13 protein-coding genes and 4 tRNA genes are annotated in these 14658 nt (G+C 69.8%); 10 read left to right on the plus strand and 7 right to left on the minus strand.

The window, feature by feature from the left end; translation table 11 throughout:
• The first annotated feature begins 304 nt into the window (after positions 1-304).
• The 3 genes from AXW62_RS24480 (at position 305) to AXW62_RS24490 (ending at position 2294) form a co-directional block, all read left to right on the plus strand.
• Entirely contained in the window at positions 305-667 is a 363-nt protein-coding gene (locus AXW62_RS24480) for a hypothetical protein (protein WP_060946401.1), read from the plus strand.
• A gap of 185 nt (positions 668-852) precedes the next feature.
• Entirely contained in the window at positions 853-1443 is a 591-nt protein-coding gene (locus AXW62_RS24485) for a hypothetical protein (RefSeq protein WP_060946402.1), read from the plus strand.
• A gap of 278 nt (positions 1444-1721) precedes the next feature.
• Positions 1722-2294 (plus strand): hypothetical protein, encoded by a 573-nt coding sequence (locus AXW62_RS24490; protein WP_060946403.1) that lies wholly within the window; start codon positions 1722-1724, stop codon positions 2292-2294.
• A 120-nt stretch (positions 2295-2414) separates the two neighbouring features.
• Here the strand turns inward: AXW62_RS24490 and AXW62_RS24495 are convergent, their stop codons facing one another.
• The 5 genes from AXW62_RS24495 to AXW62_RS24515 form a co-directional block, all read right to left on the minus strand.
• Entirely contained in the window at positions 2415-3515 is a 1101-nt protein-coding gene (locus AXW62_RS24495) for a right-handed parallel beta-helix repeat-containing protein (RefSeq protein ID WP_060946404.1), read from the minus strand.
• Between the two features lie 214 nt (positions 3516-3729).
• Positions 3730-3802: transfer RNA gene (locus AXW62_RS24500), tRNA-Lys, on the minus strand.
• A 223-nt stretch (positions 3803-4025) separates the two neighbouring features.
• Positions 4026-6494: a DEAD/DEAH box helicase gene (locus AXW62_RS24505; RefSeq protein WP_060946405.1), complete on the minus strand. Its 2469-nt coding sequence runs from the start codon at positions 6492-6494 to the stop codon at positions 4026-4028.
• Between the two features lie 559 nt (positions 6495-7053).
• Positions 7054-7611: a hypothetical protein gene (locus AXW62_RS24510; protein WP_060946406.1), complete on the minus strand. Its 558-nt coding sequence runs from the start codon at positions 7609-7611 to the stop codon at positions 7054-7056.
• A 514-nt stretch (positions 7612-8125) separates the two neighbouring features.
• The gene (locus AXW62_RS24515) at positions 8126-8476 is read right to left on the minus strand and encodes a metallopeptidase family protein (RefSeq protein WP_030836022.1); all 351 of its coding nucleotides are present in this window, start codon (positions 8474-8476) and stop codon (positions 8126-8128) included.
• A 339-nt stretch (positions 8477-8815) separates the two neighbouring features.
• Here AXW62_RS24515 and AXW62_RS24520 point away from each other — a divergent pair, with 339 nt between their 5' ends.
• The 6 genes from AXW62_RS24520 to AXW62_RS24545 all read left to right on the plus strand — a co-directional run bounded on the left by AXW62_RS24520 (position 8816) and on the right by AXW62_RS24545 (position 13313).
• Complete coding sequence (locus AXW62_RS24520) at positions 8816-10477, plus strand: metallophosphoesterase family protein (RefSeq protein ID WP_060946407.1); 1662 nt, start codon at positions 8816-8818, stop codon at positions 10475-10477.
• A gap of 81 nt (positions 10478-10558) precedes the next feature.
• A tRNA-Glu gene (locus AXW62_RS24525) sits at positions 10559-10634 on the plus strand.
• 299 nt (positions 10635-10933) lie between these two features.
• On the plus strand, positions 10934-11755 hold the full coding sequence (locus tag AXW62_RS24530) for a DUF1684 domain-containing protein (RefSeq protein ID WP_060946408.1): 822 nt from the start codon (positions 10934-10936) through the stop codon (positions 11753-11755).
• Positions 11756-12022: 267 nt separating this feature from the next.
• Positions 12023-12097: transfer RNA gene (locus tag AXW62_RS24535), tRNA-Asp, on the plus strand.
• A gap of 4 nt (positions 12098-12101) precedes the next feature.
• Positions 12102-12175: transfer RNA gene (locus tag AXW62_RS24540), tRNA-Phe, on the plus strand.
• 268 nt (positions 12176-12443) lie between these two features.
• Complete coding sequence (locus tag AXW62_RS24545; protein WP_159060951.1) at positions 12444-13313, plus strand: hypothetical protein; 870 nt, start codon at positions 12444-12446, stop codon at positions 13311-13313.
• A gap of 83 nt (positions 13314-13396) precedes the next feature.
• Here AXW62_RS24545 and AXW62_RS46045 read toward each other — a convergent pair whose 3' ends face one another.
• A complete protein-coding gene (locus AXW62_RS46045) occupies positions 13397-13666 on the minus strand; it encodes a tyrosine-type recombinase/integrase (RefSeq protein WP_252368713.1) in 270 nt (89 codons plus the stop codon).
• Positions 13648-14124 carry a site-specific integrase gene (locus tag AXW62_RS46050; protein ID WP_252368714.1) on the minus strand — a complete coding sequence of 159 codons (477 nt, stop codon included), beginning with the start codon at positions 14122-14124 and terminating at the stop codon, positions 13648-13650. Before AXW62_RS46050 ends, AXW62_RS46045 begins: the two co-directional genes overlap by 19 nt.
• Before the next feature lie 57 nt (positions 14125-14181).
• On the opposite strand from AXW62_RS46050, the gene AXW62_RS24555 reads away from it, so the two are divergent.
• Positions 14182-14526, plus strand: coding sequence for an ATP-binding protein (locus AXW62_RS24555; RefSeq protein ID WP_252368716.1), 345 nt, complete (start codon positions 14182-14184; stop codon positions 14524-14526).
• The last annotated feature ends 132 nt before the right edge of the window (positions 14527-14658 follow it).

The following is a 14658-nucleotide window of genomic DNA, read 5'->3' on the forward strand; positions in this document are numbered from 1 at the left end:
GTCTCCGCGTCACCCTCGTGCCTCGTCCGCCGGTCAACGGTCCGACCCGCTCCCACTTGGCCCTACCCGCCACCACCTCACCCGGCAGCCGCCTTACTCATTCACATAAAACGGATTCAGGCGTTCGTTAGACCAAATGGCTCTTTCCTTTGCCCTCCTTGGCGGGATTCTCGGAGAACACGCCCCGGAAGTGCCGCGCTATGCCGGACGGGTGAAGCTGACTGGCAACCCGAAGCCTTAACTGATGAGCTTCGTTGTGTCATGCGTCCGTGAATTCGCGGAGCAACCCAGACGGAGGAATTAAGTGAACATCGGCAAGAAGGCAATTCTCCTGACCGCGGCGGCCGGCTCTCTGGTCATCGGCGGTGCGGGCGGCGCCCTGGCTCACAGCAGCGACGACTTGACCGTGCAGCTGAACAAGTGTGGCACGGCCGTCGGCCCGACCACCCACACGTCCCTCGGCGCCCCCACCGGCGACCTCAACATCGGCTCGGACTGCCTCAACTTCACCAACAGCCGTGGGACGGTCGTCCAGTCCAACGACTGCGACACGTCCACCGGTCTCACCCTCCACACGGGCGGGCTCGCCCCGACGGGCGACACCAACATCGGCTCCAAGTGCGCGAACATCGCCGTCGACGAGGACAACAACTCTCACCGTCGCTGAGTCGTCGGCCCTCTCATGGTGTCATCGCCCCCCCCGGCGGTAACCCCATGAGGCATCCCCCCGTTGGGAATCGCGGCCCTGGAAGCCTTCCTTCCAGGGCCGCTGCCACGAAAAAGGCTTTGGGTGACGGTGGATGAGCGCACCACACACGCGCACCGCGCCGAAAGCCCCATTGGAGGCTCTTTATGCACATGCGCAAGAGGACGGCGCTTCTTGTCGCGGCTGTGGGTGCGCTGCTCGTCGGTGGTGCGGGCGGAGCCGACGCCACCGATCCCGGTCCCGGCCGCGCGGTCGGCGGCAATGGCGGGACCCAGAGCAACCGCTGCACCACCAGTTCCGTCATCGGCACCATCACCGTGGCGGCCGGTCCGGCCGAGTTCAGCAATGAGACCAACTGCGTGAACACCGCCGAGTCGGGCGTGACAGAACAGAAGAACCGCTGCCGTACCCATTCCGTCATCGGTCCGATCACGGTGGCACTGGCTCCCGGCTCGGAAATCAAGAACGGGACCAACTGTGTCAACGTCAGCGAGTCGGGTGGCGTGACGAAGCAAACGAACGACTGCCGCACGACCTCCGTGCTCGGCCCGATCACGATCGGCTCCGGCGCAGAGGTCACCAACGAGACCAACTGCACCAATGTGTCCGGCTCCGCCCCCCGGGACGGAAAGCAGGAGCAGCGCGCGGACGGCACGAAGAACGGCCAGAACGCGAAGAACGGCCAGCGCGAGAAGAACGTCAAGAGCAGCGACCAGGAAAGCCGTCGGCAGCCCTGAATATCCGGAATCCACCGGAACTCGCCGTCACCGAGATTCGGGAAGACCGGACCGGCATGAACGCGGCCTTGGGGCGATTTCCCCGGGGTCGCGTTCGCGTTTTCATTTTCCGCGATCCCGGCACATGCAATTTCACCGACTTCCGCACCTGCTTAATATACCTTTACTGTGGCAGACGGGTGATGCTGCCGGTAATCCCGGATCCCCATCTTCTGAAATGTCGTTGAGAAGGTGTCTGCGGATATTCGCGGAGAACCCGATATGGAGGCACCAGAACAATGCAGATCGGCAAGAAGGCAGCTCTCATGGCCGCGGCGGCCGCGGGCACCATGGTGGTCGGCAGCGCCGCTAGCGCGAGCGCCCATGGCCTCTTCCCGCAGTCCGGCGGGGCTCAGCGAAACCACTGTGACACGTCCACCGGCGCCACCACCCACACGGCCGCTGCCGCCCCCACCGGCGACCTCAACCTCGGCTCGGACTGCCTCAACTTCACCAACAGCGGCTCGGCCTTCCAGAGCAACGACTGCGACACGTCCACCGGTCTCACCCTCATCACCTCCGTGACCGCCCCGACGGGCGACACCGACATCGGCTCCAAGTGCGCGAACGTCGCGGTCGAGGAACCCCCGGTCGTGGTCGTGCACCAGAACCCGCCGAAGCAGCAGCAGAAGGCCAAGGAATCGCACAAGGCCCACGAACAGAAGGGCCACGAATCGCAGAAGGGCCACGCTTCGCACAAGGCCAAGAAGCACCACAAGGCCAAGGACGTGCACAAGCCCAAGAAGCAGCACAAGGCCAAGGCCCACGTCAAGGTCAAGGCCAAGGCGAAGAAGCACGACTGCAAGCACTGACGCGTTGATCCCACGGTCGAGTCCGCGGCGCCCCCGGAAGCACGTCTCCGGGGGCGCCGCGGCATTCAGCGGGTCGGACGCGGACGGGTGCGCCGTGCGCACCGCGCCCCGTAGCCTGCCCTACACACCACACCCCGTAAGGGCCGGCACGCACTGGTTGGGGTTGTTGCCCAAGACCGTGGTCGCGCTGAGTGATACCGAGCCGCCGTCGGTGAAGATCCCGCCGCCCTGACCGCCGTTGGCCGTATTACCAATGATATTGTCGCCGGTCATTTGTGTGGTGCCCGCGTGCTGGAACAGGCCGCCACCATTCAGCGTGGCGGTGTTATCGGACACCGTGGTGGACAGCACACGCAGGGTGCTCCCCAGATTGGCGAGACCGCCGCCATAACTTCCGGATGTGTTCCCGAGGATCTGGCTGCCGTTGATGGTGAGATCTCCGACCGAGGTGACAATACCTCCGCCCTCGAAGTTCGTGGTCCCGTTGTGCTGCACCGTGACGGCGTTCAGCAGCGTTGTTCCGTAGTTTCCCAGACCGCCGCCCGAACTGTCCGCGGTATTGTCGGAAATCGTGCCGCCCGAGACGCTGAGCGTGGCCGACGTATTGACGTGAATACCGCCGCCGTCCCCGGCGTCGTTTTGCGTCACGTCGCTGGCCGAGAGCACCGCCGTACCGCCCGGGGCGATCTCGATGCCACCGCCGACGTTGCTCGCGGTGTTGCCCGTGACCGTGGACTGGGTCAGCTGCAGCGAGCCCCGGTCGAGGATGCCACCGCCGTCGGTGCCCGCGCCCGAGGTCGCCCGGCCGTTCGAGAGGGCCACGCCGTTGACCGTGAAGCTTCCGCCGGGCGCGACCTCCGCGATCCGGAAGTCCGCGGCGGAGGCGCTGCGTCTGATGGTCGCTTGGATCCCGGTGATGGTCACGTCACGGGTGATGAGCGGCAGTCCGTCGGGACCGTTGGGGCCGGTGTACGCCGCGGAACCCAGCGTGTACACACACCCGGTGGTCAGGACGACGGCCCCGCCAAAGGGCGAGCTGTTGGCCTCGTTCACCGCGGCCACCAGCGCCGCCGCGTCTCCGCAGGGCACCGGGACCGCCTTCTCACCGTTCCCTCCCCCGTCTCCCTTCCCTTCGGCGGACGCCGGAGCGGAGACCGCCCATGCCGATACCGCCAGCGCCATGACGGGGATCAACCCCCGGATCGTTGTCGAGAGTCGCACGAGCCGTCTCCTTACGGGTTCCTGAGCAGCAGCAGGTTCAGACTCTGCGGTCGAGTGCCGATCGGCATCCGCTCAAGCGCCGGTCGAGTGAGACCCGATCTTGTGTACGAGGCGAGTGGGACCGCCCCGGCCACGGGCCCCGGAAGACGGGGTCGCGGACGCCCAGGGAACGAAGAAACCGCAGGTCACCGGTAGGTGCCTGCGGTTTCCGAGGTGGGTCATCAGGGGCTCGAACCCTGAACCAATGGATTAAAAGTCCACTGCTCTGCCAATTGAGCTAATGACCCGCACCCCCGCAGCATAGCTCGGCCGGGGGCCAACGCCCGAGCCAATACCCCCCGGGAGCGAAAGGCCGTGCAACGACGCGGCGTTGCACGGCCCTCGTGAAGCCCCGATCAGGCGCTCCGAACAGCCGCCGATCAGGCTCCGTGATCAGGCTCGGTGACCCGGCTGGGTGACCCGGCTCCGTGATCAGCCGCCCCGGTCAGCCATCCCGGGCCCCCGTCCCGGTCAGCCGTTGCGCTTCCAGCGCGGCTTGTCGGCGCGCCGGTCGAAGGACCGGTCGTACGAACCGTGGGAGCGCTCGTACGAACGGCCGCCGGTACCGCCGCCCCGGTGGTCGTCACGGCGGGCCGGGCGGTCGTCGCGACGGTCCCGGTTGAACGGACGGTCCCCGCCACGGTGGTTGTGGTCGCGGCGCTCGAAGGAACGGCCACCCCGGTCGTTGTCCCGCCGGTCCCGGCCGAAGCCGCGGTCGTCGCGGCGCTCGTACGGACGGCCACCGCGGTCGTCGCGCCGGCCGAAGCCGCCACGGTCATCCCGGCGGTCGCGGCCGAACGAGCGGTCGTCACGCCGGTCGTCACGGCGCTCGTCACGGCGGTCCCGCCCGAAGCCCCGGTCGTTGTCGCGCCGGTCGCGGCCGAACGAGCGGTCATCCCGGCGATCGTCACGCCGGTCGTCGCGACGGTCGTCACGGCGGTCGCGGCCGAAGCCCCGGTCATTGTCCCGCCGGTCGAAGGAACGGCCACTCCGGTCGTTGTCCCGCCGGTCACGGCCGAACGAGCGGTCATCCCGGCGATCGTCACGCCGGTCGTCGCGACGGTCGTCACGGCGGTCGCGGCCGAAGCCCCGGTCGTTGTCCCGGCGGTCGAAGGAACGGCCACCCCGGTCGTTGTCCCGCCGGTCGTACGAGGAGCGGCGCGGCGCCTCGGCGGCACCCGTCCCCTCGGGGGCCTCCGCGGCCCTGGTGGCGGGCACGGCCTCGGGCTCCGCCGTACGCTGCGCCGGCAGCGTCACCGCGGCCTCGGCCACCGCCGCCGCCCCGGCCTCGGCCGCGGACTCCGCCGGAGCCAGGGTCTCGCCGCGCTCGCGCGCCGCCCGCGCGGCCAGCCGGTCGGCCTCCTCGCGGAGCTCGACCGCACGCCGCTGCGCCCGCTCCAGCTCCCGGGTGAGGTCCTGCGCCTCGCGCTCGGCCTGCTTGGCGGCGTTCGAGGCCGCCTCCGCCTGCACCTCGGTGAGCGAACGCGCGCCCGTGATCCGGGCCACGTCCTCGTCAAAGGCTCCGGCGCCGCCGACGATGTGACGGGAGGCGTCCACCCCCGCGTCCTCCATCAGCCGGAAGATCTGGCGGCGCTGGTGCGGCAGGGCCAGCGAGACGACGGTGCCGCTCTGGCCCGCCCGCGCCGTACGGCCGGAGCGGTGCAGGTAGTCCTTGTGGTCGCCGGCCGGGTCCACGTTCAGCACCAGGTCGATGCCGTCGACGTGGATGCCGCGCGCCGCGACGTCCGTGGCGACGAGCACGTTCACGTACCCGTCCTTGAAGTCGGCCAGGGTGCGGGTGCGGGCGCCCTGCGTCATGCCGCCGTGCAGCGCGTCGGCGCGTACGCCCGCGTCGCACAGCTGCTCGGCGACGCGGTCGGCGCCCAGCTGCGTACGGACGAAGATGATGGTGCGGCCCTTGCGCGCCGCGATGGCGGCGGTGACCGGCGCCTTGTCCTTCGGCTTCACCACGAGCACGTGGTGGGTCATGGTCGAGACAGCGCCCGCGGACGGGTCCACCTCGTGGGTGACCGGATCGACCAGGTAACGCTTGACCAGGGTGTCGATCTCGTTCTCGAGCGTCGCGGAGAACAGCAGCCGCTGCCCACCCTGCGGCACCAGGTCGAGGATCTCGGTGACCTCGGGCAGGAAGCCCATGTCGGCCATCTGGTCGGCCTCGTCGAGGACCGAGATCTGCACCTTGTCGAGGGACGCGGCGCCGCGCTCGATGATGTCGCGCAGCCGGCCCGGGGTGGCGACGAGGATGTCGACACCGCGCTCCAGCGCGTAGATCTGATTGCCCATCGAGGTGCCGCCGCAGACGACCTTGAGCTTGAGGCCGAGCACATCGCCGTACGGCTGCAGCGCGTCGCTCACCTGCATCGCGAGCTCGCGGGTCGGGGTGAGGATCAGGCCGCGGGGCCGCTTCTTCTCGGTGTGCCCGCCGGCCAGCGTGGTCAGCAGCGGAAGGCCGAACGAGAGGGTCTTGCCGGAGCCGGTGCGGCCACGGCCGAGGATGTCGCGCCCGGTGAGGGCGTCGGGGATGGTCGCGGCCTGGATCGGGAAGGGCGTGGTGACGCCGTTCTGCGCGAGCTTGCGGACGATCTGCTCGGGGAGGCCGAGGTCGGCGAAAGTGATGTCGGGTGCCTTAGGGGTCTCGGGGGCTTCCGCGGCGGGCTGCTCGGATGACGCCTTCGTAGACGTCGCCGCCGTCGGCGCCGTCACCGACGCCGTCGCCGATGCCGCCGCTGACGGCGACTGGTCGGTCTGGTCGGCGCGCTCGGCCTGCTCGGCCCGCTCGGTCGAGTCGGTCGGTGCGATCTGCTCGGACGACACGATCTGCTCGATCGGGGCGGTCGGCTCGGTCGGCTCAGTCGGTGCGACCTGCTCGGTCGGCTCATCGAGGACGGGCATGACGGCGTGGTCAGTGGAAACGGACATGCGAAATGCGAAACCTTCCGGAGTCTCGGCACGCGCCCAAACTCCGTGTATGTCGCAAACGACCGCCTCTATGCGGTCAGCCACGGGATGGCAAGGAACGCGCCTCACGGCGCACTTCTACGAGGCGCCGGGCAAATGGGATCAAACGATCTACCACCATACGCACCTTCCCCCCTCAAGAGCAAATGCGCTCCGTTCGCGCTGGATCTCGTCACTAGGTGTGCGGTCCGGGGTGGTGGGTGACGCGGCTCACCGAGGGGCTGGTCGGGGGGCGCCGCCAGGCGGTGGCCGGTGGCGCATCCCAGCGGCGGCCGGGGCGCCGGGCCGGGCGTGGCGGGCCCGCGAAGTTCGACCGGTGGCCGGTCCCCGGAGACCGGCCGGGAGACCGGCCACCGGCGAATGGCCGAAGATCGGTCACCGGAGACCGCAGGAGACCGGCCGTAGACCGGCGGTAGGTCCGCCGCAGACCCACCGCGGGGCCGGACCTAACCCGCCGCCGCTGGAGATCCGCCGGGACCGGACCTCGCCCGCCGCCGCCGCAGATCCGCCTGGGCTGGGCCTAGTCCGCCGGCTGCTCCGGAGCGGAGGCGGGCGGGGTCTGGGGCTCGGCCTCCGTCGGCTTCGGGTCCGGCGCGCTCGGCGGCGGGTTCGACGGCCGGGGCGCGGGCGGCGCGTCGGACGGGGTGGCGCCGCCCGGCTGCGGAGGCGGCGTGGGGGCCGGGCGATGGTGCGGGGACCCGTGCTTGCCGGACGGGGCGGAGGGGACGGTCTCGGGATCGGCCGCGGAGGCCGAGGCGGACCGGTCCTCGCCGTGCTTCCGCTTGTCGCCCTTCTTCTTCCCCTTGCCGTCCTTCTCGTCCCGTCCGGAGTCCGCGTACGCATGCCCCCTGCCATCCGACCGCACCACGGCGCCGCCCGTGTCCGCCGCCTCGCCCTTCTGGTGGGAGCCGCGGTGCTTGTCCGGCCGCTCGGGGTCGTCGGAGACGCTCATGCAACCGCCCAGCGTCATCGCCACGGCGACGAGCGTCACGGCCGCCGTGGCGCGCGCCACGGCGCGGGGGGCGCGCCGGGAGGTCCGGGGGGAACGTTCGGTGCGAGGAACGGGGGATCCGGGCATGCGCGGGACACCTCCAGGCGGCAGGGATGTGACGCAATGCCCAACTGGCCCCGCCCGTCACAGGACACGCATACGACACGGACCCGGTCCGCCGCGTAGACCGCGCGTCCGGCGTCGGCCGTAGACGAGTGTCGGCCGTAGGGGAGGTTCGGCCACACGCGGGGACCGGCCACACGCGGGGGTCGGTGCCAGGCGGACCCTGGCGTAAGCGTGGATCGGTGCACGGCGTAGGCGAGGTCGGTCCCAGCCGGGCCCCGACGTAGGCGTGGCTCGGTGCCACGCGGGGTTCGGCCACACGCGAGTGCCCGCCGCACCCGGGCCCCGACGTAAGCGAGGCTCGGTGCCCGACGCAGGCGTAGGTCGGTGCCGGGCGGACCCCGACGTAAGCGTGCATCGGTGCCCGACGTAGGCGTAGGTCGGTCCAAGCGGGGTTCGGCCACACGCGGACGCCGACCACACGCGGACGCCGACCGCAGACGGACCTCGGCACAAGCGGCCTCAGCCGCAGGCGGGGTCAGCCGTAGCCGAGCGCGTGCAGCCGGGCGTCGTCGATCCCGAAGTGGTGCGCGATCTCATGGACCACGGTCACCTCCGTCTCCTGGACCACGTCCTCGCGCGTCTGGCTCATCCGCAGCGTCGGCCCCCGGTAGATGGTGATCCGGTCCGGCAGGACGCCCGCGTACCACTCGCCCCGGTCGGTGAGCGGCGTCCCCTCGTAGAGCCCGAGCAGCTCGGGATCGTCCGTCGGCGGCTCGTCCTCCACGAACACGGCGACGTTGTCCATGAGCCGTGTGAGCTCCGGCGGGATCCGGTCCAGCGCCTCGGCGACCAGTTCCTCGAACTCCTCGCGCGTCATCTCCAGCACGAGGCCATTGTCAGGCAGTCGGGGCCGGAAAGGCGCGGCCCGCGCCAAGGTATTGGCGCCGGGGGGCGGACGAACGGGGCGCGGCGGCCGAAGAGGGGCGCACCGCAGCCGCCCGGGTACGAGCCGGCCACCCCGACCGCCGCTCACCGCCTCACAGCCGACTACCGCCACACCGCAGGCCACCCCCACACCGCCAACCACCACCCACCCCCGACTGCCACCCATCCCCGACCCCTGGCCACAGACGCACCGCAGGCCACCACAGCCACACCGGCACCGGGCCACCACCGGCGTCGCCGCCCACGCATACGCCTCCGCGCGGCCGGGCATACGGGACCAATGGCCCGCGAACCGCTCCGGCTGCTCCGTGCCACCGCTCAGCGCGCACGTACCGCGGCCGTCTCCCCTCTTCGCCGCTTCCGCCGCCCCTCGCACACCCCCTCCCCGGCCACCACCCTCGATCCCACCGCCCTCCACCCCACCGCCCACACGTCGCTCGGCAGAACGACGCTCGACGCCACGGCGCCCAACACGACTGCGCCCAACACGACGGCGCTCGACCCCGCCGCGCGCCCCCGCCCCCTCGTCCGCGCCGCCGGGCTGGCCGCCGTCACCGTCCTCGGCGCCTGGATCGGGCTGCTGGTGGTCGGCAGCGTCCACATCTCCGTGGGCCCGATGGACACCCGGATGGCGCTGCGGCCGTCCCTCACCGGCGGTACCAAGATCAACGTGGCCCCGCTCGGCGCGCTCGAACTGGACAGCCACCACGCCCCGCTCCGCCTGGACGTGGCGGTGGACCGGCTCGATCCCGTCCGGTCCCAGGCCCTCGTCGATCACCCCGAACGGCTCTCCGGGCTCCAGGACGAGGTCGCGAGCGATATCACGCACGGCACCCTCGACCTCGCGTTCCGCTCCTGCGCCGCCGTCGTCTTCGGCGCCACCGCGCTGGGCCTGGCCGTCTACCGCCGCCCGCGCCGGGCACTGGCCGCCGGAGGGCTCGCGCTCACCCTGCTGACCGCCTCCGGGGCGGCGGTGTACGCGACCTGGAACCCGAAGTCCGTACTGGAACCGCGCTACTCCGGGCTGCTCTCCAGCGCCCCCTCGATGGTCGGCAACGCGCGCAGCATCGTGGCCGACTTCGACGTCTACCAGCGGGAGTTGGCCCGGCTGGTGACCAATGTCACCCAGCTCTACGAGGCGACCTCGACGCTCCCCGCGTATCAGCCCGACCCGACCACCATGCGGGTGCTGCACATCTCGGACGTCCATCTCAATCCGGCCGCGTGGCACATCGTGGAGTCGCTGGTGCGGCAGTACAAGATCAACGTGATCATCGACACGGGCGACACGATGGATCACGGCACCTCCGCCGAGAACGGCTTCCTCGAGCCCGTATCCGACCTCGGCGCTCCCTACGTCTGGGTGCGCGGCAACCACGACTCGGCGTCGACCCAGCGCTACCTCGCCGGGCTCAAGGGGGCACATGTGGTGGACAACGGTGAGGTGGTCACCGTCGGCGGGCTGCGGATCGCGGGCATCGGCGATCCGCAGTTCACCCCCGACCGGTCCGCCGCGGCGGCCGGCGACGCGGTCGAGCACAGCGCCGGACGTCGGCTGGCCGAGGCGATCCGCGCCCGCAAGGCCGCCGGCGCCCCGGTCGACATCGCCCTCGCCCACAACCCGATCGCCGCCCGGGAGACCGACGGCACCGTGCCGCTCGCCCTCACCGGCCATGTCCATCACCGCCGTACGCAGGTGCTGCCGGGCGGCACCCGGCTGATGACCGAGGGCTCGACGGGCGGCAGCGGGCTGCGCGCGGTGGACGACGGCACACCGGACAAGGTGCAGGCGTCGGTCCTCTACCTGGACCGGGACACCCGACGGCTCCAGGCGTGGGACGAGATCGATCTGGGCGGTCTGGGCCTGGCGAAGGCGGAGGTCAGCCGCCATCTGCCCGCTGAGAACCGCCCTGGGGCCACGCCGACGCCCACCACTCCGTAAACCGTTTTGGCGAACCTCACCGGCATCCCATATGCTTCTCGCGTCCCCGAAAGCGCCGCGAGGCGCCCAGGTGGGCCATCGGCCCTCATCGTCTAGTGGCCCAGGACGCCGCCCTTTCAAGGCGGTAGCACGGGTTCGAATCCCGTTGGGGGCACCACCTTATTTAAGTCACCGCAGGTCGAAACGTACCTGCCGGTGACTTTTCCCTGTTCCTCGCACAGGCGACTCCGCGTCCTCGGAAGCTCCCGACACACCCGGAACGGAAACTTTCGCCACCCGGAAACTCTCGACGCCTCCGTACCTCCGGCACTTCCCAGCACCCCCAGGCGCCCCCGGAACTCCCAGAACTCCCGGAACTCCCAGAACTCCCGGAACTCCCGGAACTCCCGGAATGACTTCCTCCCCGACGTGGTTGTAGCGGGTGGACTCGCCGCAGGCCCACACGAGGGAGCGCATATGACCGTCCAGGACGTTGATCGGAGCAGCTTCACCGAGGAGTGGGAGCGGTGGCACCGCGACCACGAAGATGCGCTCGCCAGTCCGCACGGCTTTCTCGCGATCACCAGTCTGCGGTGGCTGAGCCCGGAGCCGACCCGCTTCGAGGACGCCCCCGGGGCCTGGTCGAGCGGCCCGGAAGGAGTGGTGGTCGAGCTGGCCGAGGGCGAGGAGCTGACCGTCGACGGCACGCCGGTGCACGGCCGGTACGTCTTCGGTGTGATCGCCGAGCGGGCCAGCCTGTATCCGGGGTACGGCGACGCGGTGATCGAGGTCGCCAAGCGCGGCGGAAACGACATCATCCGCCCCCGTCACCCAGGCAACCCGCTGCGCACCGACTTCACCCGCACCCCCGCCTACACCCCCGACCCCCGCTGGGTCCGCACCGGCCGCTACCTCCCGTTCGACGAACCGCGGGCAGTGACCGTGGGCGCCGCGGTGGAGGGGCTGGAGCATGTCTATGACGCACCCGGCGAGGTCGAGTTCGAGCTGGACGGCGAGACCTTCCGGCTCACCGCCTTCAACGGCAAGCGCCCCGGCAGCCTGATGGTGCTCTTCACCGACGCGACCTCCGGCGTGACCACGTACGCGGCGAACCGTTCCCTCCAGATCGCCGCCCCCGACGACGCCGGCAAGGCCACCCTCGACTTCAACCGCGCCACGAACCTCCCCTGCGCCTACACCGACCTGGCGACCTGCCCCCTGCCACCCACCGAGAACCGGCTGCCGGTCGCGGTCGAGGCGGGCGAGAAGATCCCCTTGGAGCGCGGCGGCCAGCCCTGACGCCCCGGAGGAGGCCCCCCGCGACGGTGACTCACCGCGAGACGTCGACCGCGTGCGGCCCCGTCTTTCCGCCCGTCCCGTCTCGTCCCCACCCGTCCGGTGAGCGGTCAGAACACGGTCGGAGGTCTGATACGCTGATCCAGCGACATCGACGCGGCGGAGAAAGACCAAGGCCCCGATTCGAAGATCGCAAGGTGTGAATCCACAGCGGGACATCCGATGAGGAGCACACGCCACCATGTGCGAGAATCGTGCTCGTACACGCAAGGTCCTGTGGAGCAGTTTGGAGTGCTCGCCACCCTGTCAAGGTGGAGGCCGCGGGTTCAAATCCCGTCAGGACCGCTGCGGCTGGGTAGCTCAGTTGGTACGAGCGTCCGCCTGAAAAGCGGAAGGTCGCCGGTTCGACCCCGGCCCCAGCCACCGCAGCCCTCACCAGGGCAAAGCCCCCTCCCGGGTCATCCGGAGGGGGCTTCTTCGTTGGCTGTGACGCCTACGGCTGACGCCAGCGGCGCCGGATCACCCGATCTACGCCAACCGGTCCTCCAGACGACCGAGCGCCTTCCGCTGCTCATCGAGCGAGGCGTGAGCGTAGACCTGGCAGCACTGGGTGCTTCCCGTCACGCACCGCGTTGGCCCTCTTACTGGAAACCGGTGGCAGTCACCATTGATCCTCCGATAGACAAGCAAAATGGGAAACAAGGACGGAGAGCGTCCGGAACGCTACGAGGAGCGAGCCGCCAGGAACATCGTCGGCACGGCCTTGGGAGCACCGACCGAGCGCTGGGACGTTGGGGCGCTGGAGAAAGCACACGACTTTTGGGTGCTACCCGCTTCAGGACGAGAAGCCGTGGAGGTTGTGCAGTGGGCTGATCGGGACGCGATGGCAGACGAGGCTGCGCGTGCCCGGTTCTTCTCGACCTCCACCTCCCGCGTCCATGACGGCCTGAAAGAAACATGGTCACTCTTGGTGGACGAGGACAGCGCCATCTGGGGCCAGCGGAGAGAAGACGGTCGGCGAACTCGTCGGGGCCCCTACAAGTTGCTGCGCCAGGCCGTTGGTCCTGCGCTGCTGGAGTTGGAAGCCATGGGCGTGCACCGGGTCGACGCACATCGAGACTTCAGCTATCCCTTCGCGCCTGCGGAGAACCCGCGACACAAGCTCATCTCACTTGGGGTGCACCAGGCCGAGACCATGCCGTCGACACGGTCTCCAGAGATCTTGCTGTCCGCGCTGCGCGGTTTCACGGTCCCGGGCGACGCTGACATAGCCAGCTTGCTGACCGACTTTCTCACAGATGCCCCGCAGAGAGACGTGCTGGACAAGCTGGCTCGCTCAGGCGCAAGCCGCCGCCATGCCTTCGTTTGGCTACACCGGGGTTCCTTAGGCCCTTTCCTCTCGCTGTGGAGAGACGGCGAACTCCCTACGACGGCTCCGAACCTGCCAGCGGAGGTTACGACCGTATGGCTGGGCAAGATCGGCGATTGGGGGACGGCCGTCTGCTGGGATGCGTCAACAGGGTGGCGACGTGTAGAAGCCCCAAGTCTCCCGTCGGCCTGACGCATGCGAATGCGCAGCACAAGCCCCCGTTCGTAACGCGGGGGCTTGTGCTGCGAAAGCTGGTCAGCCTAATCACCGTGGGACTACGACAGCCTGCCCTCCAAGCGGGCGAGGGTCTTCCGCTGCTCATCGAGCGAGGCATGGGCGTAGACCTGCATGGTCACCCCGTGACCGCTGTGTCCGGCGATCTGCTGGACGACGTGCACCGGGACCCCAAGATCCAGCAGCAGCGTGATGCAGGTGTGGCGGAGATCATGGAAGCGCAGATCCAGGCCGAGCCGCTTCCGCACCGGGTCCCAGCTCCGGCGAAGGTTGTCCGGCTCGAACGGCGTCCCTATTCGGGACGGGAACACCAGCCCGTTCTCCTGCCAGGCCATGCCGGCCGCCGCCCGCTCCTGCGCCTGACGCTCCTGGTGGGCACGGAGCGCGAGACCGCGAGGGGCGGGAGAGGGGGGATGGTGCGCTCGGAGGACCGCGTCTTGAGGAGGACAAGCCGCAGCTCTCCCCCGACGCGCTGGAGGTTGGTCAGCACGGTGAGGGTGCCCCGCTCCAGGTCCACCGCCGACCAGCACAGGCCCAGCAGCTCGCCGCGCTGCATGCCGAGGAGCAGCGCCAGGACGTAGAGGGCGTGCAGGCGGTGATCCCGGAGTTCCTTGAGCACCAGCTTGGCCTGGGCGGGTGAGAGCCCCTTGCCGGTCCGGTACGAGGGCGCCGGGGTCTTCACGAGCTTGGCGACGTTCCGCATGATCAGCTCCTCGCGGACGGCGTGCTCCAGGGCGTTCCGCAGCACGGCGTGAATCGACTGGACCATGCGGGCCGAGCCTGATCTGCCCATGTTTTCCGAGAAGAGATCACCCGCGCCCGCCGCTTGACCCGCGACATCCTCAGCGGACACCCCTGCGCGGACGACGCCGAACTCATCGTCAGCGAGCTGGGCAGCAACGCCCTCACCCATACCGCCAGCGGCCGGGACTTCGGCACATTCCAGCTCACACTGGCGCTCTCATCGCACGCGGTGGCGATCTCCGTCACCGACGCAGGAGGACGCCCCGCCGAGCCCCACCTCACCGACGCCGATCTCTACGACACCCACGGCCGCGGACTGAGCATCGTCATGGCGCTGGCCAGCCGCCTGGACATCACCGGCAACAAGCACGGCCACACCGTCACAGCCGAACTCCGCGCACCCAAGACGGAAGCCGCCGCATGCTGAATCCCACGCTGCGCCCCGGCTACTGGTGCGAATGCTGGACCCGCCTTGACACACCACGCCACCAGCTAACTTCCCGGTCTTGGGCTTTAGTCAGCCACTTTGGGGCGAGCCTCTAACCTTCGCGTTTCATTT

This window comes from Streptomyces hygroscopicus subsp. hygroscopicus (genome assembly GCF_001553455.1).
Taxonomy (GTDB): Bacteria; Actinomycetota; Actinomycetes; order Streptomycetales; family Streptomycetaceae; genus Streptomyces; species Streptomyces hygroscopicus.